This is a genomic window from Bacillus sp. FSL K6-3431, assembly GCF_038002605.1.
Taxonomy (GTDB): Bacteria; Bacillota; Bacilli; order Bacillales; family Bacillaceae_C; genus Lederbergia.
Genome location: NZ_JBBOCT010000001.1, coordinates 1 through 25,050 on the forward strand (window position 1 = coordinate 1; position 25,050 = coordinate 25,050).

Here is a 25,050-nt window from a genome sequence, read left to right on the forward strand (position 1 = left end):
AATTTTATCAACGAAGCTCCAAGATAAGGCCACTTCATCCCAATGAGTAAAGTTTGTAGCATCTCCGCGAAGGCAATCAAATAACAACTTTTCATATGCCTCAGGCGTATTTAATCCTGCAACATCATTATTTGCAAAGTTAAGTTTGACAGGTGTTGTTTCCATCGTTTGCCCGGATTGTTTCGCATTTAGATGCAATGTAATCCCTTCTTCAGGCTGAATATGGATAACAAGCAAGTTGGGTGCTAGTTTCTTTTCGGATTTGTAATAGAGATTCATTGGAACGTCTTTAAATTGGATAATGATTTTCGTTGATTTCTCTGTCATTCTTTTTCCAGTTCTAATATAGAAAGGCACACCGGCCCAGCGGAAATTATCGATCATTAATTTTCCAGCTACAAAAGTAGCTGTATTGGAGTCAGGATTGACATTCAGCTCTTCACGGTAACCAAGAAGTGGTTGACCATTTTCTTCACCTGGTCCGTATTGGCCACGTACGAAATAATCTTGTATTTCTTCGTTTTCAATCGAACGAAGGGCACTAAGCACTTTTACCTTTTCACTGCGAATTTCTTTTGGTGTTAGTCGAATTGGCGGTTCCATTGCGAGTAATGCGACTATTTGTAGCATATGGTTTTGAAACATATCACGTAATGCACCGCTTGTTTCGTAATATCCTCCGCGTTCTTCTACTCCTAGCATTTCACTTGAAGTAATTTGAATGTTCGAGATGAATCGGCTGTTCCATTGCGGTTCGAAAATCGCATTAGCAAATCGAATAACCTCAATATTTTGCACCATTTCCTTGCCAAGATAATGGTCAATTCGGTAAATATCATTTTCGGAAAAAACGCTACGAATTTGTTTATTTAAATGAATAGCGGAGTCAAGGTCATGTCCAAATGGCTTTTCAATGACTAGACGATGAAAGCCGTCTGTATCGGTCAAACCATCTGTTTTTAAATGTTCCGCGATCGTACCGAAAAATTCCGGAGCCATGGCCAAATAGAAAATACGATTTCCCTCTAGTGAATAAGTTTTGTCTAGTTGGGTTGCTAGGTCTTTTAATTGTATGTAAGATTGTGAATCAGTCACATCATGAGATTGATAATAAAAATGGGAGATAAATTTTTCAATATCTTCTGCATCTTGTATAGATGATAGAACAGAGTCTTTCACATGTTCTCTTAAAATGTCATTGGTCCATGGACGTCTTGCGACACCTACAACTGCAAAATGCTCCGCAAGTTTACCTTTTCTGAAAAGATGGTATAGGGAAGGATATAGCTTTCTTTTAGCTAAATCTCCTGTCGCTCCAAAAATCATGATTAATGATGCAGGTGTTTCTGATTGTATCATAATGAAAACCTCTCTTTTTTTCATAAACTTTTTCTACGTATTAATACTTCTTTCCTATCTTATCAAGTATTCTGAAAAAAGACGACATGTTGTATACAATTTCCTGAAAAAGAATCAATATTATTGTTCCAAGTTTATATGTTAATATATAAAACATAGCCTCGGAGGTGATTGAAAATGGAGCTAATGTTTCTTGGAACAGGTGCCGGAGTACCGGCAAAATTGCGGAATGTTACCGCAATGGCTCTTAAGTTGCTAGAAGAAAGAAATACTATTTGGTTATTTGATTGCGGTGAAGCGACCCAGCATCAAATTATTCATACTTCTATAAAGCCAAGAAAAATCGAGAAAATATTTATAACTCATCTTCATGGTGACCATATATTCGGTTTACCTGGCTTATTAGGAAGCCGATCATTTCAAGGGGGCACATCTGAGCTTACAGTCTATGGACCAAAGGGAATCCGTCAATACATAGAAGTTTCTTTGCAAGTAAGTCAGACCCATGTAAAATACCCTTTAGAGATCATTGAAATAGAAGAAGGTACCATTTTTGAAGATGAACAATTTTGTGTTGAAACCTTACTTCTTGATCATGCTGTTCCAAGTTATGGTTTCCGTATTACGGAAAAAGATAAACAAGGAACACTTGATGCGTCACGTCTTATCGCTGAAGGCATACTGCCAGGCCCTATGTATAAAAAGCTGAAAGATGGTGAAACGATCATTTTAGAAGATGGTAGGGTTTTACATGGCAATGATTACTTAGGTCCAGATCAAGAAGGAAAAGTTATTTGTATCCTTGGTGATACAAGACCTTGTGAAAATGCACTGTTACTTGCGAAAAATGCAGACTTGCTCGTTCATGAAGCAACTTTTGCCGATGGAAACGAAGAAATGGCTTATGATTATTTCCATTCAACAACGACTCAAGCTGCCGAACTTGCTTTGGCAGCAGAGGCGCGTGCGCTTTGTCTTACCCATATCAGTTCCCGATACGGGAAGGATATGTGGAATGAACTTATGGAAGAAGCAAAAAGCTTATTTCCTACAACGACAATCGCCCACGACTTTAAAGAAGTCTCTATTCCATTTAACAGTGAGGAAGACTGAAAATATACTAGGCCCGCATTATGCGGGTCTATTTATTTTACCATCCTCTATTGTATTGTTCAGGCGCCTCGATATCGAAGCCGAGTTCTTTAGCAGCATTTCGTGGCCAATAAGGATCACGTAGAAGGGCACGAGCTAAAAAGATTAAATCGGCACGATCGTTCTGTAATATTTCTTCCGCTTGGATTCCTGTAGTGATTAAACCAACTGCACCAGTTGGGATAACGGCTTCTTTGCGAATTTGGTCAGCGAAAGGAACTTGATATCCAGGGAATGGAGAAATTTTGGCAGGCGCCACAGCACCTGAACTTACATCAATAAGATCGACACCTTGTTCTTTCATCCATGTTGCCATACCGACATAGTCTTGTACATCTAGACCATCTTCCAAATAATCCTTTGCCGAAATTCGAACAAAAAGAGGGCCATTCCAAACAGATTTTACTTGTTCAATTATTTCACGAAGAAACCGATAGCGGTTTTCCCGTGATCCTCCGTATTCATCTACTCGCTTATTTGTTAAGGGTGAGAGAAATTCATTGATTAAATAGCCATGTGCGCCATGAAGTTCAATAATATCAAAACCTGCTTCTTTCGCTCTGCGCACTGCTTGTTTGAATGCCTCAATTGTTTCTTTTATTTCAATAACGCTCATTTCTTTAGGAGTTTTCATAGTCTCATCAAACGGCAGGGGAGAAGGGGCGATGATTTCGCCTTCCAATACTGCTTTACGACCCGCATGGGCAATTTGAATGCCTGCTGCTGCACCATGCTCCTTTACCATTTTCGTAAGCTTAGAGAGCCCGTTAATATGATCATCACTCCAAATACCTAAATCTTGTGGGCTAATTCTTCCTTGCGGAGTCACCGCTGTTGCTTCTACCATAATTAGCCCTGCTTGGCCAACTGCTCTACTTGTATAGTGTGTATAGTGCCAGGATTCGACCATTCCATCTTCATGTTCAGACGAATACATGCACATTGGAGACATCACGATTCGGTTTTTCAGTGTTATATTTTTTATTGTGTAGGGTTCAAATAATTTTACCGACATATTCAACCTCCTATATAGCTTCTACGCTAAAATATATTATACCAATCTTAGGGAGGAGAATGACAGTAGCTTGCTTCACAAAGAATTAATATGCCGGGATTCGTGCAGTTTTCCCAGTTCTTTGGCTTGGTTTGCCGCTGTTTTTATGCACTCAATAACAGCTTCTTTGACAGCTTTTTGTTGAAGAACTTGAATTCCTGCTTCTGTCGTTCCACCTGGGCTTGTGACTTCGAAACGCAGATCTGCTGCTTCTTTTTTCGACGATAATAGCATTTCTGTTGCTCCAGATAGTGTTTGGATGATCAGCTTTTTCGCTAAATCTGCCTCAAGTCCCAATTCTTTAGCTGACTGCTCCATCGCCTCGACCAAGTAATATATATAAGCTGGGCCGCTTCCGGCGAGACCAGTAATAGCATCAAGCTGATTTTCTTCCACTACCGTCGTCATGCCAACTGCTGCTAATATATCTTGGGTAAGTTGCATTTGCTTTACTGTTACGTTTGAGTTAAACGTAATTGCTGTTGCTGATTTTCCGACACTTGCAGATGTATTTGGCATTGCCCTTACAATGGAACTACCCGTATTAAGCCTTTCTTCCAAAAAGTGCAGAGAGATACCAGCCAAAACAGAAACAAAAACAGTGTTGTCATTTATAAAAGGGCGTACCTTTTGTAAAACAGCGTCGGCATCCTTTGGCTTCACAGCAAAAACAATCATATTAGCGTCCTGTAATAGTTCCTCTAAATTATATGTTGTATGAATACCATATCGACGTTCAAGCTCCGCCATCTTTTCCTTATTATTCCGATTCGTTGCGTAAATTTCATCTTGATGACAGATTTTTGTTTCAATCAATCTTGTGATGATGGCTTCAGCCATGGATCCCGCTCCGATGAATGAGATTTTCACTTATTTCCCTCCGTTGCTTTAAAATAAAAACCCCTCTCATCCTATTTAAGAGGACGAAAGGGTTAGCTTTCGTGGTACCACTTTTATTAGCTGAATAGACTGAAAATATAGCTGTCTTCATACCCTTATAACGTAGGGGATACGGTCAGTCTCACTGACGGCTCGCTGGCAGGTTTATCGAAAAGTGGATGTTGAAAACTTGTTCGGGCAAGGACTCAATCACTTAAATCGTTTCCTATTTACTCATCCCGATCAATGCTATTCCGCTTAAAGTTTAATTATGATTATGCTGTGAAGGAAAGAAATTGTCAAGAATATTCACGGGAAAAATAAAGAGCATTATACAAATATAATGACATTATTGTTAGAAATCGCTACACTATAATTACTTGTATGTAAACGGGAGAGTTTAATCGTTAAATAACTATGTAACTATAGTAAAGTTGAGGGATCATGATGGCCAGTTCTTTTAATAAGATAACAAAGCTTATTTTACCTACACCTCTTGTTGTAGGTGATGTGAATGTTTATATTGTAAGAGGTGAAGCTTTAACACTCATTGATGCTGGAGTGAAGACGAAAGCGGCATGGGAAGCTTTTCGGTTTCAACTAGGTCAGCATGGGATCACACCGGAGGACATTGAACAAGTTGTCTTGACTCATCATCACCCAGATCATGTTGGGCTACTTGAATGGCTACCAGAAGATGTGCCCATATACGGACATACATATGTGCGCCCATGGATTGAGATGGACGAGAAATTTTTCTTAAACTACGATATCTTCTATAAAGGATTGCTCACTGAGTTTGGAATTGAAGGTAATTTCGACCAAATGTTAAAGGTGATGAAGGAGCCACTTCGCTATTCTAGCAAACGTCGGCTGACATATGAAATCCAAGAAGGAGATATTATTCCAGGAATGGGAGGTTGGTCTATTATCAATACTCCCGGCCACGCACAAAGCCATATATCTTTATACCAGGAAAAAGATGGTGTGATACTCTCAGGTGATCATCTGCTTGCTACGATATCATCTAATCCATTACTTGAGCCGGCATTAGATCCTTCCGTTGAACGTCCAAAGCCGCAATTACAATATAATGATTCATTAAAAAAATTACTCGATTTGGACATCAGTATTGCATATACTGGACATGGAGTAGAAGTGAATAAGGTTCACGAACTTGTAGAACGCCGATTGAAGCGCCAGCATGAAAGAGCCTTGCAAGTGGGAGAACTCTTGCGAGGTAATGAGCTAACTACATTTACCATTACAAAAAAACTCTTCCCCGCTGTTTATCAAAGGGAGCTTGGATTAACTTTATCGGAAACAACAGCTCAGCTTGATTATCTATTGTCACTTGGGATGATTGAAAAAAGAATTGATACTAATGGAGTTGCTTTGTTTACTATGCGATCAGGAGTTGTGCATTCATGAAAAATCAACGCCTGATGGGTAAAACAATTGTTATTACTGGTGCTTCTGGAGGATTAGGGGAGCAAATAGCTAAACAATGTGCGCAAAACGGGGCACATTTATTTTTACTTGCTCGAAATGAAGAACGGCTGGAACAAGTTGCAATCTCGATTCGTGAACTATATAAGGTCAGATGTACTGCGATAAAGCTAGATGTGACACAGTATGATCAAATCCCACCTGTTTTCCGGCGTATTTATGAAGAGGCTGGACACATAGATGTATTGGTGAACAACTCTGGTTATGGAATTTTTGCGGAGGCAGAAAATATCAGGCTTGCTGATGTGGAAGGAATGTTTGCGGTCAATGTTGTAGGGCTGATAGCCTGTACAAAAGAAGTCATACCATCCATGTGTCAGCGTAAATCTGGTCAGATAATTAATATTGCTTCCCAGGCCGGAAAGCTAGCAACGCCGAAATCTAGTGTGTATTCGGCATCGAAACATGCAGTCTTAGGATTTACGAATAGCCTTCGCATGGAAATGTCAAGATATGGCGTTCAAGTCATGGCGGTAAATCCAGGACCGATCCGAACGACATTTTTTGATAAAGCTGATCCAGAGGGTTCCTATTTAGAGAGCTTAGGCCGTTTTATGCTTGACACTGAGAAGGTGGCTGAAAATATTGTTGCTTCGATGCTTAGTAATCGTCGTGAAATCAACTTGCCCCGTTGGATGGATTTCGCTGGGACACTTCATACCTTGATGCCTAGAGTGGTAGAACGTCTTGGTAGAAAAGCATTTTTTAAAAAATAGGATATCGTGAAATGAAGAAATTATTGTATAGGAAGAAGGGAAATCTGTGATTGTAAAAACAGAACAGGATTTATTAGAGCTAAAAGAGATTGGTAAAGTAGTTGGCAAGATTCGGGATGAAATGATTCAGAAAACGAAGCCAGGCGTGACAACAAAGGAATTAGATGATTTTGCTGGGGAACTTTTCGAAAAGCACGGTGCGATTTCGGGACCTAAAGGTGAATATGATTTTCCAGGATTCACTTGTATAAGTGTGAATGAAGAAGTAGCACATGGGATTCCGGGAGAGCGTGTCATTCAAGAAGGGGACCTGGTAAATATTGATGTTTCAGGTTCTAAAAATGGTTATTTTGCGGATACAGGTCTTTCTTTTGTTGTAGGCGATGGAGATCCAATTTTATTTAAGCTTTGTGAAGTAGCGAAAAAGGCATTTGAAGCAGGGGTTGCTAAACTGAAAGTGGGCTCCAAAAAAAGTGGAATCGGCAAAGCTGTGTATAGCACTGCCAAGCAGCATGATTTAACTGTTATTAAAAACCTTACGGGACATGGAGTTGGCTTATCCTTACACGAATCTCCAGATCATATATTGAACTACTATGATCCGTGGGATAACGAGATTCTACATGAAGGTGTTGTTCTTGCTTTTGAACCATTTATCTCGAATGGAGATGAAGAGGTGGATGAACAGGACGATGGATGGACATTTTCTACTAAAAATAAAAGTTTTGTTGCCCAAATTGAACATACAGTGATCGTTACCAAAGAAGGTCCTGTAATTATTACACTTTAAAAAAACCCTTTATTCTCATTTGAGGATAAAGGGTTTTTTTGTAAAAATAAGAAAGTATATAAATTCATTTGAAACTTGGCCTTTCTATGTCTAGCTCCAGCGCCCAACGACTAGCAAACTTCAGGATTCTTCCTACGATAAGTCAACATCGGTTCGCCTTACGTGTATAGCTCTAGGCGCAAGGGGCTCGAGTCATAAGTCAATCCGTCAAGAATGTAAAGCCCAACCTTCTCCTCGCCGTTTTGTCTTATGCTTGTCACCCCTGAACGAGCGCCTTACGCTTTTCGTGGCTTACCGTGTTTCCTTTATCTCGGGCCCACACAAGTGGGTCACATCGGTGTTGCCACAGGACGTGGCGATCTTAACCGATGATCCATTTTGTTTGTACGTCGCTAAACGAGCGCTTCCGCTTTTCCTAATATCCAGAAAAAAATACCATTGAATAATAAAGCATATTCGGATAGACTGTTGGATATATTAGAACAAACGTTCCTTTTATGGAGGAGAGAAAAATGAGTGTGGATTACAGCAAACTGCCTAGTGATAAAATATTATGCATTGATATGAAAAGTTTCTATGCGAGCTGTTCAGCTGTCATGCTCGGTCTTAATCCACTCAAATGTTATCTAGCTGTTGTCGGAAACTTAAGCCAGCCTGGAAGTGTTGTTTTGGCTGCGTCACCATGTTTGAAAAAAGAGTATGGGATAAAAACTGGTTCTCGTTTGTTTGAAATTCCAAAAGACGCAGGGATTCACCTTGCAGAAGCAAAGATGAGCACATATTTGCGAATTTCGACTGAAATCAATCGTCTTCTCAATCGTTATGTTCCGAAAGAAGCGATTCATGTGTACAGTGTCGATGAAAGCTTTATCAAAATCGATGGAACAAACCAGTTATGGGGTGATGCATACTCGGTCGCCGAGAAAGTGAAGGATGATTTGCTGCGAGAGTTCCAGCTTACATGCTCCATCGGCATTGGACCAAATATGCTTCTTTCAAAGCTATGCCTTGATCTCGAAGCAAAACATTCAGGTATTGCGGAATGGATATACGAGGACATACCTAAAAAACTGTGGCCGGTGTCTCCGTTACGGAAAATGTGGGGAATTGGAAGGCAAGTAGAGAAGAAACTCAATAACATGGGGATTTTTAATGTCGGTCAACTTGCACACTACGATCTCGGTTTACTGGAAAAGAAATTTGGAGTAATGGGAAATCAGTTGTATTACCATGCAAGGGGAGTTGATTTATCAAAATTGGGCGCTCCGATAATGGAAGGACAAATTAGCTTTGGTAAAAGCCAGATTTTACTTCGTGATTACAAAGAAAAATCGGAAATTATATGTGTGATTCTTGAGATGTGCGAAGAAGTAGCAAGAAGAGCCCGCGAGCACGGAAAAGCTGGGAGAACAATCAGTCTTGGTATTGACTACAGCGATCGCGAGTTTGGAGGCGGATTTCTTCGGTCACGCTCAGTCGAAGAGCCGACAAATATAACGATGGATATTTATCGTGTATGCCTAGAATTAATGGCAAATCATTATACTGGAAAAACGGTGCGGAAAATTTCTATCGGTTTGTCCAATATTGCAGACGATCGCGTCTTCCAGATGAATTTATTTGAACCTAAAAAAATACATGAACGGAACCTGGGCTATATCGTTGATAAAATCCGCCGTCGACACGGGGCGGCTTCAATCCTTAGAGCGGTCTCCTATACAGAAGCAGGAACAGCACTAAAGAGGGCAGCTCTAGTCGGTGGGCATAAAGCGTAAGGGAGTGTATAAGCATGATTCACGATCGGATAAAATGGAACTCGCTCATGCTTCCCGAACATGTAGCAATGTTGCGCAACTGGGCAGCTGAGGATATACATGAAGAACCAAAGGAATTAGATGAACAGAAATTGGAACAATTGAACGAAATAGCGATAGAAGCAATGGCATGTGGAAAGAAGTAATGATTCACTACTTCAAAAAAATCATTATGAAGAATTAATTGCTATAATTCATGATTTTGATATGTTGCAAAAGGAATTCTGTCTTGTCGATCAGAGTGGATCAGTATAGGATTTTAATTGAGAGTATCGATCAGATCAAAATAGTAGATGAAGTATGAGAAAAGGGCCCTGACTGAAAGGCCTTTTCAGTCAAGAGTTTCTCCACCCTATAATACTTTTTCGGCTCTGACACAGGATTCAAACGTTCCTTTATGGGCTCCATCGCAAAAAGGCTTTTTGCTTGAAAGACCGCAGCGGCAAAGAGAGAATGCTTTTTTCGTTTCGAATACATTACCATCTGCATCAATAAGCTCTACATCACCAGTTACGCGGTAAGATCCATTATCCAATACTTTAATTTGTACCTTTTCCATATGAAAACCTCCATTTGTAAAATAAGCAATCTCTTAAATAGTAGGAGGAATTCGAGCGAAATGCAACCTCTTTCCATGTTTGACTATGTTATGATAGGAGAAAGAAGTAAAAAGAAAGGTGTGCATCCCTATGGTCAAACTTACAATTACACCAAAAGCGGCAGAACAAATAAATATGAAAATGATCAATAAAGATTTGATGTTAAAGTTGAAATATGAAACCGAAGGCAACGGCTGTGTGATGAATGGTGTACCTATGCTCGAACTGATTGAAAAACGAGAACTCGACGACGATGAGATCCAATTTGAAACAGATATCATGCCCGTCATTATGGAAAAGTCGAAAATTATCTTTTTTGCAGATCAATTGAAAATAGATTATTCAACAGAAGCGCAATCATTCCGGCTCGTGAGCCCGGACCAGATCCTAAATGGACGTATGGCATGCAAAGTGATATCCAACTGAAATACCATTCTTTGTAATCAAAAAAATAATACTACCTGACAGCAATTTGCGAAGGGCACTGAAAAAGTCCTCTTAAAGTAGAGGAACTATTAAACTCAGTTGTTGATTTGCGCTCCAGGCGCTTCGCTTTCCGTTGGGGTATCCCCAGCCCCGTATTCCCGCAGGAGTCTTCGCGCCTTCGTCTCCAATCAACAGTCTTATTCACTAATAATGACTTTTAACACAGTATTGTAATAAAGGTATATTCGCTCATAATTTGAGAGGATTATACCTTTTTTGTTGTATAATTATCGTTTAAATTTTAACGGGTGGGTACTACAAATCAATGCTGGTATGGAGATTGAACCGTAATCGGTGATGCAGCTTATTCGCAAAAAAGAAATATTGAATATGCAAATGAAAATGAAATAAAATTAGTAGCTAAAGCGCGAACTGGGAAAAAAGGAGTTGGAAAGAGCCAGAAAGATACCTATTACTTCGATGTTGAAAAGCAAACACTGTCCTATTAAGGATGGATGTTATACAGAAGGAGCAAAAAGTAAAACGTATTGTGTCACGATTAAATCAAATGTACACAAGGAGCAGGCACAATTTCAAGAGGGCGATTATTTCAAGGAGAAATCTAAAGAGCGCAATAAAATAGAGGCTAAAAATAGTGAATTAAAACACAGACACGGGTACAATGTTGCGAAATCCTCGGGTCTATTTGGCATGGGATTGCAAGGTGCCATGCCAATATTTACGGTAAATCTTAAAAGAATATTGAAACTTGCAGAACAGGATTAGGGGAAAATAGCCCTTAAGATTGAAAAAAGACGAGTTAAAATTCAATTTGTGAATTTTAACTCGTCTTTTTGGGTCGTGTGATATAGCCTCTTTAAAAACTGAAGGTTTTTCAGTGCCCTCCAATTGCGTCAGGTGGATTTATTTTATGTGAGTTTTAACAGTTTTTCTTTTAACTCGTTTTCCATTGCTACGAGTTCTTGCTCAGCATGAGCACGTTTTGTCCGACCTTCTTGTTGAATTTTAATTGTTTCTTCTAATGTTTCAATAAGGTTGGACTGTGTCTTTTTCAACGTTTCGATATCAACAAGGCCACGTTCATTTTCTCTGGCTGTTTCAATCGTATTTGTTTTGAGCATCTCAGCATTTTTAAGTAAAAGATCATTTGTTGTTTGCGAAACTTGTTTCTGCGCTTCAACCGCCTGGCGTTGACGAATAAGTGTTAGAGCAATAGCAATTTGATTTTTCCAAAGCGGTATTGCTGTCATAATCGATGTTTGAATTTTTTCTGCCAGAGCTTGGTTGGTATTTTGGATCATTCGAATTTGTGGAGCGCTCTGGATTGTGATCTGTCTGCTTAATTTTAAGTCATAGAGACGTTTTTCTAACCTGTCCGCAAATTGAACCATATCATTTACTTCTTGATATGCCATTTGATCGCCAGAGGCTTCCGCTTTTTGCTTCGCTTCGGGAATGTCATTTGTTCGTAGATCTTCGATTTTAAGTTCTCCCGCTGCGATATAAATGTTCAGAGCATGGAAGTACTCTTTGTTTTTCTCATATAATTGTTCGAGCGTTTGTAAGTCCTCTAGCAGAACTTGTTTAGATTGATTTAACTTCACACTAATTCGGTCAATTTGTGCACCAGTTTTTTGATATTTAGACATCACTTCTTGAAGCGAGCCAGAAATTTTACCGAACATCTTGGAAAAGAAATTTCTTTTCTCGGGCGCAAGTTCTTCCGGATTAACATCACGGAGTCTGCTCATTAAATCAGCTAAAATGTCACCAATTGGTCCGATATCTTTATTTTGTACATGCTCCAACATGGAACTTGAGAAATTTAATAGTTGAGATTGGGCTTGTGTCCCATAAGCAATAATAGCTTGATGGTTGGCGGGATCAATTTGTTTGGAAAGTTCAAGCGCCCTTTTTTTACTTTCCTCGGGTAAACTATCAACAAGCTTAACCGGTTTTTCAATTATTTGCGGGTCCTCTTGCTTTATGGGGCTTAGTGATTGGTCACCAAATGGATTGGCAAGAAGATCATCTACCCCACTAGAAAAGTCTGTTTTTAATACTGTACCTTTATTTTGTTCACTCATTTTTTTGTGCTCCCTTCATCGTCAAGAGGATGGTACTCAAGCTTTTTTAAAGAGTGCTTGGCGACATCTAATTCAAATTTTAAATCGTCTACATCAGTAGATAAGACATGATAAATATCCTTTTTTATAGACTCGCTTAAATCATCTAATGTGCTTTGGGTTTCTTTAAGCGATATATACATTTTTTCATTTTTCACGGGTTGTGCTGCAAGTTCTGCATAGCGTTCAGCAAGTTCTACAACCGAATCAAGGTGATAAAAAAAGAAACGCTCCGATTGATAAAATCGACGTGGGTCTTTATTGACGATAGTATACATTCTTTTCACCAATTTGCTTAGTTCGTATAATTGTTTAAAAGTACCCATTGTTCGAACGGAGAAAAAGGCCTTTTGTAGGCGACTAATTTTTCTTTTCGCATCCAATAAGTTTTTTTGAATGTAAATATAGTCTTTTCTACTCAAATTGTTTTTCTTTAAAAATTGATATTGGCCAAACCATTTTACTCCGAAGAATGTAATTACTCCGGCTAATACTGCTATCCCAGCTGAGCTAAGAAAAGACAGGTTGAAACCGAAAAATAAAATCACCCATAACAAGAATGTTTCGCCCGCAGTAAACATCCCGAGAAGAAATGATAAAAAAGATTTCAAGATGCATCGACTCCTATCCAGTGCTTTCACTATATTACTACGGATTTCTTTCGAAAAAGTTTCATATATCTCTATTATAAGGAATAAAAATTGCTTTTGAAAGGGAGAAGTAATGACCAAGCAAAATCTTCGAAAAAAAAGAGGTTTTTTTTCGGCTGTATCGAACAGAATTGTAGAGAAGATTGTTAATCAAACTAGAATGTTCAAAAAGGAGTGGGTATGACAGATGAAAAATAAAAGACAAGTGAAAATAAAAGATAAAGACTTAGGTACCACGTTAAAAGATGGGTTAAACAGTGAAATATTGGAAAAGCTGCAACAAACAAAGCAAGAATTACAAGAGCAAGAATTAGAGGTAAAACGCGCGGAAAAAGAACAATTAGCTAAGGAAAAAAAACAGCGTGAAAAAAATAAAACTTTTGAAGAATTATTAAATGAAACATCTTTAGATTGGAAGAAGTATAAGTGAACGCCATTCCGCAACTGAAACACATTGGGGAATCAGGTGGGGTCTTTAAACACTAAAGAGAGAAAATTGCACAATACAAAAAGGCATGATCTCCAATGGGAATCATGCCTTTTTGTATTGTGCAATCTTGATCAAAAGTACTTGCAGAGGATGTGCTTGTACACGACTTGCGACCTCTGTGTTGCTCACAGGACGTGAGCGATCTTAACAGAGGTTCCACTGTCTTAACAGAGGTTCCTTACTTAATAGAAGTACCTAATTGTCAACGAAGAAATTTGCCGTTTATCATTCCGCTTTTATATGATCAAAAAATAAAATTTGTAGGTAGTTGACATTGAGTGTAAGAGATGTTAGTTTAAAGTTATAATCGTTCTTTATATAGAATGGATAGATCCTTTTAAGGAAACTGTTTTTATTAAATGAAGAACTAATTTATATCTAAATTGAATAGAGCTTCTGTGTAAATAAGCAGCGCGAAATTCTATTTATTCAATTCGGCCTTATTGTTCTTTAATGAGAACGATAGATATATATATTGATGAATATCATTTGGAGGAGAACTATGAGTGCAATAGCTGGAATTTATCACCAAGATGGGGAGCCAATGTCTGTTGAGCATATTAGCGGAATCATGAAGGCATTAGAAAAGTTTCCTGCAAATGATGTTCAAACTTGGCATAAGGAAAATGTTTTCTTAGGTTGTCATGCTCAGTGGATTACACCTGAATCTATAGGAGAACAATTACCTTTCTACGACTATGAAAGAAGGTTAGCGATTACCGCTGATGCGATTATTGATAATCGAGATGAGTTGTTTGAGAGATTACAAGTTGATCGTGAAGATAGAAAAAAGATCACAGATAGCCAATTGATATTGCTCGCTTACTACAAGTGGGGGGAACAGTCACCAAAGTTTTTAGTAGGTGATTTTGCTTTTATGATTTGGGATGAACAAGAACGGAAGTTGTTCGGTGCGAGGGACTTTTCAGGCGCAAGAACATTATACTTTTTCCGTAGTCAGCAACGCTTTGCTTTTTGTACCGCAATAAAGCCATTATTTTCATTAGCTTATATAAAGAAAGATTTGAATGAACAGTGGATTGCCGAGTTTGTGGCGAATCCATTAATGTTTGATTCAGTCGATCCGTCTTCAACAGTTTATGAAAATATTGAACATATACCCCCTTCACATTCAATTACAGTTATAGCAAATAAAGTAACTCTAAAAAGATATAATACTTTACCTGAGGGGAATAAATTAATACTAAAATCGGATGATGATTATAAAGAAGCCTTTCAGGATGTATTTCAAAAGGCAGTCAACGAGAGATTACGTACTCATCTTCCTGTTGGTTCTCATTTGAGCGGTGGATTGGATTCTTCATCGGTCGTTAGTTTTGCAGCAAAAACTCTATTGAAGGAAAATAAAAAGTTACATACATTTAGCTATGTTCCTGTAGATGATTTTGTGGATTGGACACATAGAAGTAGAATTGCAAATGAAAGACCCCAAATCGAATCTATCGTCCAACATGTAGGGAATATATTACCGAACTATTTAAGCTTTGAGGATAGAAATCCATATACAGAGATGGACGATTGGATTGAGAAATTAGAGATGCCTTATAAATTCTTCGAAAACACATTCTGGTTAAAGGGAATTTATGAAGAAGCAAGTAAAAAGGGAGTAGGTGTTCTTTTAAATGGGCAAAGGGGTAATTGGTCGATATCTTGGGGTCCTATCTTTGACTACTATGCTTTATTACTAAAAAGAATGAAATGGTTGCGACTTAATCAAGAAATGTATCAATATGCTAAAAATATAGGATCTGGTAGGAAAAGAATATTATCGGTAGTTACTAAAAAGGCATTTCCATTTTTATATCAAAGTGAATATTCAAAAGATGAGGATTTTCCGATTTTCATAAACAAAGACTTCGCTTTAAGAACTAAAGTATTAGAAAAATTATCTGAACATGGTATTGATCCTAGGGGAAGAATTGATTCAAACTCATATAAAATAAGAAACCAGCAGTTTCAACAATTGTATTACTGGAACACAATTGGAACATACGGAACAAAGTTATCCTTACATTATGGAGTTGTAGACCGAGATCCAACAAATGATTTAAGGGTTATTAAATTTTGCTTATCACTTCCAGAAGAACAATATGTGCAAAATGGTATGGGCAGATCCTTGGTAAGAAGATCAACAGAAGGATATCTACCAGACAATATACGTTTGAATTTACGTACAAAAGGTGTGCAAGGTGCTGATGGCGTACATCGTATGAGGTCAAATTGGGATAACTTTATCGTTGAAATAGAACAATTAAAAGGTGAATCATTAATACAAGAGTATTTGGATCTTAGTGTCATAGAAAAGTGCCTTTCTATGATTAAGGGCAATCTAAAATCGGAGTTTGCATTTAGTTTTGAATTTAAGGTTTTAATGAGAAGTTTGATTTTGACTCGTTTTATGAAAACCTTGATTTGAAAGGAGGTGACAAAATGAAAAAAGTATGGAAAAGGCCGGAATTAGAAGTACTTAATGTTAGGATGACTATGGCAGGGCCGGGGTTAACGATTGCTGATGCGGTTCAACCCGATCCGGATGAACCGGACACGGTCCATCATGATAGTTAATTATTAGAAGTACTTAGGTTACTGCCCTTATACAAAACTATTAGTATAAGGGCTTTTTTAAAAGTGTATGGAAATTACATATCGAAACTTTTTGCGTATTAATAGCTTTCTAACGGGGAGGGGATGGAAAATGAGCGCAATAACAGGAATTTACCAGTTAAATAATGCCCCAATCCATCTTGAACATGGCAATAACCTAATGAAGTCCTTGGAACAGTTTCCTTCTGATGATATTCGAACATGGCGAAATGAGGAAGTTTTTTTCGGCTGCCATGCTCAATGGATCACTCCTGAGTCAGTTAATGAACGATTACCCTTTTATAATAATGAACGGAAGTTAGCTATTACATCCGATGCAATAATAGACAATCGAACAGAATTATTTGAAAGATTACAAGTTAAACAATCCCAGAAAAATACGATCACTGATAGTGAATTGATTCTACTCGCATACTTAAAATGGGGCAAGGAATCTCCTAAATATTTGATTGGTGATTTTGCATATATGATTTGGGATGAAAGAAATCAAACTCTTTTTGGCGCAAGAGACTTTTCTGGAGCACGTACCCTTTATTATTACAAAGATCAGTCTCGTTTTGCTTTTTGCACGATTATGGAACCTTTATTCAAACTCCCAAATATAAAAAAAGAACTTAATGAAGAATGGCTCGCGGAATTTATAGTTATTCCAACCATTGTCGAGAGTGCAGATGTACATAATACTGTTTATAAAAATATTTATCAACTTCCTCCTTCACATACAATTATAGTAGTAAACGGTAAATCCTCACTTGAAAGGTATTGGCATTTACCTCCAACTGAGACTTTAAGATTAAAGTCTGATGAAGAGTACCATGAAGCATTTCGCCAAGTTTTCGATTTAGCGGTTACTGAAAAACTGCGTACACATGGGCAAGTTGGTGCACATTTAAGTGGTGGCCTTGATTCAGGATCAGTTGTCAGTTTTGCTACAAAAGCACTTCAGAAAGAGAATAAACAATTACATACCTTTAGCTCCATTCCAGAAGACAATTTTAATGATTGGACGCCTAAATATTATGCTGCAGATGAAAGACTTTTTATAAAAGAGACCGTAAGACATGCAGGGAATATTAGTGATCATTACTTGAGTTTTGAAGGGAAAAGTCCGCTAGCGGATGTGGATGATTTTCTCGCGTTGATGGAAATGCCATATAAATTCTTTGAAAATACATACTGGCTAAAGGGAATTAGTGAAAAAGCTCATAACGAAGGTGTGAAAATAGTATTAAATGGCGCAAGAGGTAACCACTCCATTTCATGGGGATCTGAGAGATTAAATATAGAGTATTATGCTTCATTATTAAAAAAGTTAAAGCTTATCCATTTAAATCAAGAGTTAAATGGATATTGCCGGAACTTTAGGACTGACAAACGAGTAATGTTACCGATTGTGGCAAAGAATGCATTCCCCAATTTCGCCCAACTTTTTACAAAGAGTAAAGGAGTTGACTATCAATTTCCGTCCTTCATCAATCCGGTATTTGCCCAGAAAACCGATGTTTATAATCGTCTCCAACGATATGACATGGATATATCAGGGAGTTTCCGTGGAGATCTTAATGAATATCGAAGAAAGCATTATGACCAACTATATTTTTGGAATAAAAGCGGAACGGCCACAACGAAGTTGTCGTTACGATATTCATTATGGGATCGTGATCCAACAAATGATTTACGTGTCATTCGATTTTGTTTATCTATCCCAGAAGAGCAATATGTCCAAAAAGGAATGGAACGATCATTCTTAAGAAGTGCAACGAGAGACATTCTTCCGGACAGCATCAGGCTAAATCATTATGTGCGTGGAATTCAGGCAGCGGATACGATTCACCGAATGAAAAGTAGTTGGAAAGCTTTTATGGAAGAACTACACCAGTTAAAGAATGATTCTTTAATGTCTGAAATACTGGATGTGAAAGCAATTGAGGCAGCCTTATCACATATAGGGGACCAACCCAGGCCCGAACTCGTATGGAGTAATGAATTCAAAATATTGACTCGTAGTTTAATCGTTTCTAGGTTTATAAAAGGTTTTAGCTGAGAGGGGGTGATTGGATGAAGCGACAATGGAAAGTACCGGTACTGGATATCCTTGATATTAATATGACAATGAATGGCCCTGGAAATGCAAACGCTGATTGTTTCGACGTATCGGAAGGGAAAAATGAAACACATCCGGGTCAATCAAATGCGAGTTGTAAAGACAGACCGGGCTTAGATAGTTAATTTTTAGTTACCCGTTTGGTATGCCCTTATATCACCTCCATGTATAAGGGCTCCATACAAATATAAAATGAAAGCCCGGAGGTTAATATGGTAACTACTTTGAACAAGATCGTGTATAAAGCTTTCGGATTAATAATGATGAGTGATATACGCCTGCCAGAATTACCTGAGATAATTGATAAGCAGCAGGATGTAATCGATATTGTAATAGAATTAGCGGATTTAACAGAGCTATGGAAGGAATTCGCTGAACCTAATCGTCATTTCGTTGTAAAAGAAAATATCGTATTGTTTCAAATTTCAAATACAGCCATTTATTTGATTGAGGAAGGGAAAAGGATTGTTGTTTCACCCCTGCATGACGCAGACGAGGATCATGTACGGCTTTACGTGCTAGGCACGTGCATGGGTGCCCTTTTACAGCAAAGAAAAGTCTTGCCTTTACATGGAAGTGCCATTGCAATCGATGGGAAAGCATATGCGATTGTAGGTGATTCAGGGGCAGGTAAATCGACGCTAGCTTCCGCTTTTTTAAATGAAGGTTATCAATTAATAAGCGATGACGTCATACCTGTATCTCTTTCCAATGATAATATTCCGATCGTAACTCCCGCATATCCACAACAAAAACTTTGGCAGGAAAGTTTAGATGCTTTCGGCATGGAATCTGATAAATATCGGTCAATTTTTGATAGAGAAATGAAATTCGCCGTTCCAGTTACATCAAAGTTTGTATCTACAGCATTACCATTAGCAGGAGTGTTTGAATTAATTAAAACAGATAGGAATGAGGTTCTGATTGAGCCTATTGTAAATCTTGAACGCTTGCATACCCTTTTTTATCATACGTATCGTAATTTTTTTATTGCTCGTCTAGGTTTAATGGATTGGCATTTTAAGATAACAGCAAGTATTGCTAATAAGATTAAGGTTTATCGTGTACAACGGCCAATCAATCGATTTACTGCAAATGACTTAACATCAATGATAATAAATACAATCGAAAAGGAATGAGATAGATGATCATTAATCAACATATTTCAATAGACCATAAGGTGAAACAAGGTGAGGGTAATATTGTTAGCGATATTGGTGACGAGAAAGTGATGCTAAGCATTAACAATGGGAAATACTACAACTTAGGTGAGATGGGTGGAGAAATCTGGGATTTAATGAAGGAACCGATGGAGGTAAAACAAGTGGTTAATAGCTTATTAGCAAGTTTTCAAGTAGAGCGAAAAGAGTGCGAGGAGCAAGTCATCATCTTTTTAAATCACTTATTTGACGAAGGTTTAGTTGAAATTGTTAAAGAGAGTATTTAATAGTTTACTAAGGTGGAAATAGGATGAGATTGATATCAAAGCTAAAGTTTATTTTAACACTACATCCAAAAACGATCTTCCTTTTTATTGAAGCACTTTTATTTCTAGGTTGGGCACGAATACTTAAAAAAATGCCTTTCGCAAAAGTGGCACCTTCATTAGGTGATCATATGCACGAAACATCTCACCGATATATTGAGCAGAACAATGAAAGAGTAAAGAATATCTCGCATGCTATCCATATTATGAGTAAGTATACCATTTGGGAAAGCCAGTGCCTTGTCAAAGCCATTGCTGGAATGAAGATGTTAGAAAGACGCGGGATCGATAGTACTCTTTATTTGGGAACAGCAAGAGATGAAGACGGAAAAATGATTGCACATGCATGGCTTCGGAGCGGTGCTTTCTATATTTCAGGTGCAGAAGGGATGGGGAAATTTACTGTCGTCAGTATGTTTGCTAAGAAGATAAGCAATACACAAATTGAAGGGGAAAGTTATGAATAAACATGTTGATCTGAACGTGACAAACATTTCGAAAGAACTAAAGCTCATTCTCGAAATAGTTAAAAGTGAAAATGACGATGTTTCTAAGGAAAGGTATGTTGATATCGACTGGGACTTATTTCTACAATTAGCACTCCACCATCGTCTATACCCATTATTATATACAAAGATAATGAAAATGGAAGGCAGTCGAATCCCATCACATATTTCCAAGACCTTATACAACTACTATCAAAAAAATACCTTTCGGATGCTACATTTATGTGGTGAAATGGAAAAGCTAAGTAAATTGTTTAATGAAAATGAAATACTTCTCCTTTTTCTAAAAGGACCTGTTCTTGCTGATGATCTTTATGGAGATATATCCAAGCGAACATCGGGAGATCTAGATATTCTTATTTCTATAGAAAATTTGGATAAAGCAAACGCGTTACTCATCGATCTTGGATATGAAAAGGACGAATATATACACTCCGTTTTGAATGATTGGAAATGGAGACATCACCACTTTACTTATTATCATCCAGTTCAAGGTACTAAAATTGAGATCCATTGGAGGCTTAATCCTGCACCTAGCAAAGAGCCAACGTTTAATGAATTATGGGGTAGAAAAAGGAAAAGTTCGATAACAAGCTATCCTACTTATTTTATGGGCAATGAAGACGTATTCTTTTTTCTTGTCACACATGGAGCACGTCACGGATGGTCACGCTTGCGTTGGTTGGTAGATATCCATCAAATCGTAAAAAAAGACCTAAAGTGGAATGACCTTTATCATTTATTAAAAAAATATCAAAGTCGTTACATCGGTGGACAGTCACTAATTCTTTCGGCACAATTGTTAAATACAACAATAACAACGGATATGGTACCTATCATTAAAGGAAATCGCCCGAAAAATCTAGCTGAAGATGTGATGTTTTATTTAGAACGAATGGTAAACTTGCATACGGAACCAGTTCCTACAGAGATAGCAAAATACCATGCAAAGCACTTATTTTCATTAATGTCCTATCAACAAAAATTCCTTTATTTATTAAGTGTGTTACATCCATATTATACTGATGTCGAAACATTATCCTTACCGAAAAAACTCCATTTCCTCTATTTTCCACTACGACCATTTTTATGGATGTGGAGAAAAACGAGGAAACACGCGCTATCTTAGGAGGCTTTTTATAATGAAACCTGTTTTATATTTTTTTAAACAGTTATACGCTTATTCAGGGAAAAAACTATATTTGAACCTTCTCGGAATGGTACTTATTAGTCTACTCGATGGAGTTGCATTATTATTGTTAATTCCGGTAATTAGTTACAGCGGAATTGTAAACTTCGATACGGGCAATTCATTTGCAACAAGGGCTTTTGAGTTTCTTCAACAAATTCCTAGCACATTGGGTCTTACATTTATACTTGCCATGTTTTTAATTGTGAATATCATTCAAAATCTGATATCTCGATACGTAACGATTGAAAACGTAAAGATTCAGCATGGTTTTGCCAGATATTTAAGATTAGAAATATATAGGGATCTACTTTGTGCAAATTGGGACTTTTATATAAAAAGAAGAAAATCTGACCTTATTAATACGATCACAATGGAATTAGCACGAGTGAGCGCTGGGACAAATACATTTTTACAGTTTATAACGGGGATTATTTTTACATTTATCCAGATTGGAATTGCCTTTTTATTATCTCCTAAAATTACTATCTTCGTCTTATTAAGTGGTTTGGTTTTATCTGTTTTTTCTCGTGGGTTTATCAAAAGATCCCGGGAATTAGGCGGAAGAACATCTGAAATAGCGCAAAGCTTTTTGGCGGGTATTACAGATAACTTTAATGGCATAAAGGATATAAAAAGTAATACATTAGAACAATCGCGAATGAATTGGTTTCGGTCTATATCACAACGCATGTATGATGAACAAATGGGGTATATCACATTAAAAACTGCTTCCCAATTCTATTATAAAATTGCATCGGCAGTATTAATCTCTATATTTATATTTTCAGCTGTGAACTTATTTAATTCTCAGGCAGCCCAGTTGATGTTAATCATTATTATTTTCGCTAGATTATGGCCGAGAGTGACAGGAATTCAGGCGAGTTTGGAGCAAATAGCGACTACCATTCCGGCGTTAAAAGCAGTGATAAATTTAAAAATAGAATCTAAGCTAGCCAAAGAAATAGATGATTTAGATGATCAAACAATAAAGCCTATCGATATAAAAGAAGGTATTGAGTGTAATCATGTATTTTTTCGGTATAATCAAAATCAAAATGTATATGCATTGAATGGTATCGATGTATTTTTTCCCTCTAATCGTATGTCAGCTGTAGTTGGTAAATCTGGTGCTGGTAAGAGTACGTTGATTGATCTCTTAATGGGGTTAAATCAGCCTGAAAAAGGAGACATTCTTTTAGATGGCAACCCATTAACAAAAGAAAATCTCTTGTCTCTAAGACGTTCAATAAGCTATGTACCACAGGATCCCTTTCTATTCCATACAACAATAAGGGAAAATCTCATGCTAATTCAGCCTGAAGCCACTGAGCAACAGATGTGGGAGGCGTTACAGTTCGCAGCCGCCGATGATTTTGTAGAAAAGCTTCCTCAGCAATTAGATACGATTATTGGGGATAGGGGAGTCAGATTATCTGGAGGAGAACGGCAACGTCTTGTGCTTGCTCGAGCTATTTTAAGGAAACCGTCCATCCTTGTTTTAGATGAGGCGACAAGTTCACTCGATACAGAGAATGAATCAAAAATTCAAGAAGCATTGGAAAGATTAAAAGGGAAAATGACGATTATTGTGATTGCTCATCGTCTCTCTACCATTAGAAATGCAGATCAAGTCGTCGTGCTAGATAAGGGGGAAATTATTCAGAAGGGTGAGTTCGGACAGTTAGCGAGTGATAAAAATGGCGTGTTTAGAAATCTCCTTAAGAAACAAATGGGAGCTGTTTAATACATTATAAATTGAGATCGGAAAATTTAATGGTAAAAGAGTTGACTTGTTCTTTATAAAGAACTAAAATAGGTAATATAAGAAGAAATTAATTATTAATCACTTGGTTTTTAATGATATATTTAATTTAAGTTTATTTTTTTTAACCTAAACGTTCTTTATTAAGAATAAAAGTCAAATGAATAAGGTGGTTTTATGAATCGTTTATACCGATTGTATGGTGAAGATAAAAGAATAGTAAAAGAAATTAATTTAAAGGATCTATATAGAGTAATAAAGAAGCGATTTTGGCTAGTATTGCTTATAACTATATTGGTGACCACTGCTGGCTGGTTTTATAGTAATCTAAACAAAACTGAACTTCTATATGAATCATCAACAAATATCATTATCAATGCAGATTCGGAATATAGAAAAACACTACAAGTAATAATTAAAGACACGATTGTATTAGAAAATGTAATTAAAGATTTGGGACTGGAAAAATCATCAAAAGCATTAGCTTCGCAGATCAATGTTGAGAGTATTGATTTGTCCCAAGTGGTAGAGATTCGAGTAACCGATACAGATCCGGAAAGAGCAGCACACATAGCTAATACGACTGCAAAAGTATTTAAAGAGGAGATCCCGAATATTCTTGAATTTGAGGACGTTAGCATTCTATCAGAAGCGAAGGTAAACAGCCTTCCAATTAATGAAAGCAACCAAAATAAGATTATTATTGCTGCGTTTCTTTTTGGAATGATGTTGGGACTTGGTTTAGTTTTCTTAATTGATTCCTTGGATGACTCCATTAAATCAGAGCTAGAAATTGAAATGATGTTGGGTGTGCAAGTTTTAGGTAGTATTTCCGTCATGAATAAAAGAAATGTAAAGAAAAGAAAAAGAAAGAGCAGGGAATTAGAGTTAAGAGGTGAGACAATTGGTTATAAGTAAAAGAAAACGATCGGCTACCGAAAAAAGAAATTTAGTCACCTTTACTAATCCAGACTCCATCATTTCAGAGCAATTTCGAACAATACGAACAAATATTCACTTTATAAATGGAGATAGAAAAAACAAAATTTTACTAATAACGTCACCTGGGAAAAAGGAAGGAAAGTCGACGACAGCTGCTAATATAGCTGTGTCAATGGCGCAACAGAAGGAAAAAATACTCCTTATTGACGGAAATTTAAGAAATCCGAGTCTTCATAGTATATTCAAAACTACAAATGAGGTTGGATTAACAGATGTTCTGACGGGAAAGGCAATTTTTGAAGATGCCGTTTATTCTTCAAAAATTGGTAGTTTGGACGTATTAACAAGTGGTGCAATGTCGTTTAATCCAGCTGAATTGCTAGCATCCCATTTGATGACGCAATTATTACAAAAAGTAACTCCTGATTACGATATTGTATTAATTGACTCGCCATCAGTACTGGAAGTGACTGATACAAAAATCATCGCAAACTTATGCGATGGCGTTGTCCTAGTAGTCCGTCAAGATAAAACGAATATCGACAGTGCATTTGAATCGAAAAAAGTGCTAGAGTATGCGAAGGCTCAAATTGTCGGTGTGATATTAAATGAAAAGAATAGTTAATAACAAATATATTTTTTTATCATATCGTTCGCTATTAAGAATATAATATTCTTTTTAATAGTGTATGTAAATATCTTTCTTGAGGGCAGTAGGATGTGATGATTTACTTATGTTCCGTGCATACTCATTACATCAATGAGCCAGGCGCTTTTGCTGTTCAAATGGTGATGTCTCCTTTCCATTATCAATGGAGGCACTCGATCATGCTGTGGGTTGAAAGACC

At 37.3% G+C, this 25,050-nt stretch carries 25 protein-coding genes and 1 pseudogene; 20 read left to right on the forward strand and 6 right to left on the reverse strand.

The window, feature by feature from the left end; all coding sequences use genetic code 11:
- A partial coding sequence (zwf, locus tag MHB53_RS00005; protein WP_340914776.1) for a glucose-6-phosphate dehydrogenase occupies nt 1-1,359 on the reverse strand: 1,359 nt, incomplete at its 3' end.
- Between the two features lie 177 nt (nt 1,360-1,536).
- On the opposite strand from zwf, the gene rnz reads away from it, so the two are divergent.
- Entirely contained in the window at nt 1,537-2,472 is a 936-nt protein-coding gene (rnz, locus tag MHB53_RS00010; RefSeq protein WP_340914779.1) for a ribonuclease Z, read from the forward strand.
- 37 nt (nt 2,473-2,509) lie between these two features.
- Here rnz and namA read toward each other — a convergent pair whose 3' ends face one another.
- A complete protein-coding gene (namA, locus tag MHB53_RS00015) occupies nt 2,510-3,526 on the reverse strand; it encodes an NADPH dehydrogenase NamA (protein WP_340914781.1) in 1,017 nt (338 codons plus the stop codon).
- Nucleotides 3,527-3,601: 75 nt separating this feature from the next.
- On the reverse strand, nt 3,602-4,435 hold the full coding sequence (gene proC, locus MHB53_RS00020) for a pyrroline-5-carboxylate reductase (protein WP_340914782.1): 834 nt from the start codon (nt 4,433-4,435) through the stop codon (nt 3,602-3,604).
- A 456-nt stretch (nt 4,436-4,891) separates the two neighbouring features.
- On the opposite strand from proC, the gene MHB53_RS00025 reads away from it, so the two are divergent.
- From MHB53_RS00025 to MHB53_RS00045, 5 genes are all read left to right on the forward strand, one after another.
- Nucleotides 4,892-5,875, forward strand: a complete 984-nt coding sequence (locus MHB53_RS00025; RefSeq protein ID WP_340914784.1) for an MBL fold metallo-hydrolase — start codon at nt 4,892-4,894, stop codon at nt 5,873-5,875.
- On the forward strand, nt 5,872-6,669 hold the full coding sequence (locus tag MHB53_RS00030) for an SDR family NAD(P)-dependent oxidoreductase (RefSeq protein WP_340914786.1): 798 nt from the start codon (nt 5,872-5,874) through the stop codon (nt 6,667-6,669). Before MHB53_RS00025 ends, MHB53_RS00030 begins: the two co-directional genes overlap by 4 nt.
- A gap of 46 nt (nt 6,670-6,715) precedes the next feature.
- A complete protein-coding gene (gene map / locus MHB53_RS00035; RefSeq protein WP_340914788.1) occupies nt 6,716-7,459 on the forward strand; it encodes a type I methionyl aminopeptidase in 744 nt (247 codons plus the stop codon).
- A gap of 512 nt (nt 7,460-7,971) precedes the next feature.
- Complete coding sequence (locus MHB53_RS00040; protein ID WP_340914790.1) at nt 7,972-9,234, forward strand: Y-family DNA polymerase; 1,263 nt, start codon at nt 7,972-7,974, stop codon at nt 9,232-9,234.
- A 14-nt stretch (nt 9,235-9,248) separates the two neighbouring features.
- Nucleotides 9,249-9,419, forward strand: a complete 171-nt coding sequence (locus MHB53_RS00045) for a YolD-like family protein (RefSeq protein ID WP_340914792.1) — start codon at nt 9,249-9,251, stop codon at nt 9,417-9,419.
- A 206-nt stretch (nt 9,420-9,625) separates the two neighbouring features.
- Here MHB53_RS00045 and MHB53_RS00050 read toward each other — a convergent pair whose 3' ends face one another.
- A complete protein-coding gene (locus MHB53_RS00050) occupies nt 9,626-9,832 on the reverse strand; it encodes a CDGSH iron-sulfur domain-containing protein (RefSeq protein WP_340914795.1) in 207 nt (68 codons plus the stop codon).
- A 130-nt stretch (nt 9,833-9,962) separates the two neighbouring features.
- On the opposite strand from MHB53_RS00050, the gene MHB53_RS00055 reads away from it, so the two are divergent.
- Together MHB53_RS00055 and MHB53_RS00060 are read left to right on the forward strand one after the other, a co-directional pair.
- The gene (locus tag MHB53_RS00055) at nt 9,963-10,298 is read left to right on the forward strand and encodes an iron-sulfur cluster biosynthesis family protein (RefSeq protein ID WP_340914797.1); all 336 of its coding nucleotides are present in this window, start codon (nt 9,963-9,965) and stop codon (nt 10,296-10,298) included.
- 344 nt (nt 10,299-10,642) lie between these two features.
- Nucleotides 10,643-11,084, forward strand: a pseudogene (locus tag MHB53_RS00060) (transposase); the annotation flags it as partial.
- Nucleotides 11,085-11,227: 143 nt separating this feature from the next.
- Here MHB53_RS00060 and MHB53_RS00065 read toward each other — a convergent pair.
- Both MHB53_RS00065 and MHB53_RS00070 read right to left on the reverse strand, forming a co-directional pair.
- Entirely contained in the window at nt 11,228-12,406 is a 1,179-nt protein-coding gene (locus MHB53_RS00065) for a toxic anion resistance protein (protein WP_340914798.1), read from the reverse strand.
- Nucleotides 12,403-13,056 (reverse strand): 5-bromo-4-chloroindolyl phosphate hydrolysis family protein, encoded by a 654-nt coding sequence (locus MHB53_RS00070; RefSeq protein ID WP_340914800.1) that lies wholly within the window; start codon nt 13,054-13,056, stop codon nt 12,403-12,405. Before MHB53_RS00070 ends, MHB53_RS00065 begins: the two co-directional genes overlap by 4 nt.
- 226 nt (nt 13,057-13,282) lie before the next feature.
- On the opposite strand from MHB53_RS00070, the gene MHB53_RS00075 reads away from it, so the two are divergent.
- From MHB53_RS00075 to MHB53_RS00130, 12 genes are all read left to right on the forward strand, one after another.
- A complete protein-coding gene (locus MHB53_RS00075) occupies nt 13,283-13,525 on the forward strand; it encodes a YqkE family protein (protein ID WP_340914801.1) in 243 nt (80 codons plus the stop codon).
- Nucleotides 13,526-14,087: 562 nt separating this feature from the next.
- On the forward strand, nt 14,088-16,022 hold the full coding sequence (locus MHB53_RS00080; protein ID WP_340914804.1) for an asparagine synthase-related protein: 1,935 nt from the start codon (nt 14,088-14,090) through the stop codon (nt 16,020-16,022).
- Between the two features lie 14 nt (nt 16,023-16,036).
- Entirely contained in the window at nt 16,037-16,171 is a 135-nt protein-coding gene (locus MHB53_RS00085; protein WP_111703442.1) for a paeninodin family lasso peptide, read from the forward strand.
- Nucleotides 16,172-16,301: 130 nt separating this feature from the next.
- The gene (locus tag MHB53_RS00090; protein WP_340914808.1) at nt 16,302-18,254 is read left to right on the forward strand and encodes an asparagine synthase-related protein; all 1,953 of its coding nucleotides are present in this window, start codon (nt 16,302-16,304) and stop codon (nt 18,252-18,254) included.
- Nucleotides 18,255-18,268: 14 nt separating this feature from the next.
- On the forward strand, nt 18,269-18,439 hold the full coding sequence (locus MHB53_RS00095; RefSeq protein WP_340914810.1) for a paeninodin family lasso peptide: 171 nt from the start codon (nt 18,269-18,271) through the stop codon (nt 18,437-18,439).
- 87 nt (nt 18,440-18,526) lie between these two features.
- A complete protein-coding gene (locus tag MHB53_RS00100) occupies nt 18,527-19,453 on the forward strand; it encodes an aldolase (RefSeq protein ID WP_340914812.1) in 927 nt (308 codons plus the stop codon).
- A gap of 5 nt (nt 19,454-19,458) precedes the next feature.
- Nucleotides 19,459-19,761: a lasso peptide biosynthesis PqqD family chaperone gene (locus MHB53_RS00105; protein ID WP_340914814.1), complete on the forward strand. Its 303-nt coding sequence runs from the start codon at nt 19,459-19,461 to the stop codon at nt 19,759-19,761.
- A gap of 23 nt (nt 19,762-19,784) precedes the next feature.
- On the forward strand, nt 19,785-20,267 hold the full coding sequence (locus MHB53_RS00110) for a lasso peptide biosynthesis B2 protein (protein ID WP_340914816.1): 483 nt from the start codon (nt 19,785-19,787) through the stop codon (nt 20,265-20,267).
- Nucleotides 20,260-21,435: a nucleotidyltransferase domain-containing protein gene (locus MHB53_RS00115; RefSeq protein ID WP_340914818.1), complete on the forward strand. Its 1,176-nt coding sequence runs from the start codon at nt 20,260-20,262 to the stop codon at nt 21,433-21,435. Before MHB53_RS00110 ends, MHB53_RS00115 begins: the two co-directional genes overlap by 8 nt.
- A gap of 13 nt (nt 21,436-21,448) precedes the next feature.
- The gene (locus tag MHB53_RS00120) at nt 21,449-23,242 is read left to right on the forward strand and encodes an ABC transporter ATP-binding protein (protein WP_340914820.1); all 1,794 of its coding nucleotides are present in this window, start codon (nt 21,449-21,451) and stop codon (nt 23,240-23,242) included.
- A gap of 195 nt (nt 23,243-23,437) precedes the next feature.
- Nucleotides 23,438-24,178 carry a YveK family protein gene (locus MHB53_RS00125; RefSeq protein WP_340914822.1) on the forward strand — a complete coding sequence of 247 codons (741 nt, stop codon included), beginning with the start codon at nt 23,438-23,440 and terminating at the stop codon, nt 24,176-24,178.
- Complete coding sequence (locus MHB53_RS00130) at nt 24,165-24,827, forward strand: CpsD/CapB family tyrosine-protein kinase (RefSeq protein WP_340914823.1); 663 nt, start codon at nt 24,165-24,167, stop codon at nt 24,825-24,827. Before MHB53_RS00125 ends, MHB53_RS00130 begins: the two co-directional genes overlap by 14 nt.
- The last annotated feature ends 223 nt before the right edge of the window (nt 24,828-25,050 follow it).

What these genes read in the sequence shown, in the direction of transcription:
- MHB53_RS00040 (WP_340914790.1), top strand. Translation starts at nt 7,972, where the DNA reads ATGAGTGTGGATTACAGCAAACTGCCTAGTGATAAAATATTATGCATT.
- MHB53_RS00055 (WP_340914797.1), top strand. Translation starts at nt 9,963, where the DNA reads ATGGTCAAACTTACAATTACACCAAAAGCGGCAGAACAAATAAATATG.
- MHB53_RS00120 (WP_340914820.1), top strand. Translation starts at nt 21,449, where the DNA reads ATGAAACCTGTTTTATATTTTTTTAAACAGTTATACGCTTATTCAGGG.
- MHB53_RS00110 (WP_340914816.1), top strand. Translation starts at nt 19,785, where the DNA reads ATGAGATTGATATCAAAGCTAAAGTTTATTTTAACACTACATCCAAAA.
- MHB53_RS00115 (WP_340914818.1), top strand. Translation starts at nt 20,260, where the DNA reads ATGAATAAACATGTTGATCTGAACGTGACAAACATTTCGAAAGAACTA.
- rnz (WP_340914779.1), top strand. Translation starts at nt 1,537, where the DNA reads ATGGAGCTAATGTTTCTTGGAACAGGTGCCGGAGTACCGGCAAAATTG.
- MHB53_RS00065 (WP_340914798.1), bottom strand. Translation starts at nt 12,406, where the DNA reads ATGAGTGAACAAAATAAAGGTACAGTATTAAAAACAGACTTTTCTAGT.
- MHB53_RS00095 (WP_340914810.1), top strand. Translation starts at nt 18,269, where the DNA reads ATGAAGCGACAATGGAAAGTACCGGTACTGGATATCCTTGATATTAAT.
- MHB53_RS00080 (WP_340914804.1), top strand. Translation starts at nt 14,088, where the DNA reads ATGAGTGCAATAGCTGGAATTTATCACCAAGATGGGGAGCCAATGTCT.
- MHB53_RS00085 (WP_111703442.1), top strand. Translation starts at nt 16,037, where the DNA reads ATGAAAAAAGTATGGAAAAGGCCGGAATTAGAAGTACTTAATGTTAGG.
- MHB53_RS00090 (WP_340914808.1), top strand. Translation starts at nt 16,302, where the DNA reads ATGAGCGCAATAACAGGAATTTACCAGTTAAATAATGCCCCAATCCAT.
- MHB53_RS00045 (WP_340914792.1), top strand. Translation starts at nt 9,249, where the DNA reads ATGATTCACGATCGGATAAAATGGAACTCGCTCATGCTTCCCGAACAT.
- MHB53_RS00030 (WP_340914786.1), top strand. Translation starts at nt 5,872, where the DNA reads ATGAAAAATCAACGCCTGATGGGTAAAACAATTGTTATTACTGGTGCT.
- MHB53_RS00100 (WP_340914812.1), top strand. Translation starts at nt 18,527, where the DNA reads ATGGTAACTACTTTGAACAAGATCGTGTATAAAGCTTTCGGATTAATA.
- MHB53_RS00075 (WP_340914801.1), top strand. Translation starts at nt 13,283, where the DNA reads ATGAAAAATAAAAGACAAGTGAAAATAAAAGATAAAGACTTAGGTACC.
- MHB53_RS00025 (WP_340914784.1), top strand. Translation starts at nt 4,892, where the DNA reads ATGGCCAGTTCTTTTAATAAGATAACAAAGCTTATTTTACCTACACCT.
- MHB53_RS00050 (WP_340914795.1), bottom strand. Translation starts at nt 9,832, where the DNA reads ATGGAAAAGGTACAAATTAAAGTATTGGATAATGGATCTTACCGCGTA.
- namA (WP_340914781.1), bottom strand. Translation starts at nt 3,526, where the DNA reads ATGTCGGTAAAATTATTTGAACCCTACACAATAAAAAATATAACACTG.
- MHB53_RS00105 (WP_340914814.1), top strand. Translation starts at nt 19,459, where the DNA reads ATGATCATTAATCAACATATTTCAATAGACCATAAGGTGAAACAAGGT.
- MHB53_RS00125 (WP_340914822.1), top strand. Translation starts at nt 23,438, where the DNA reads ATGAATCGTTTATACCGATTGTATGGTGAAGATAAAAGAATAGTAAAA.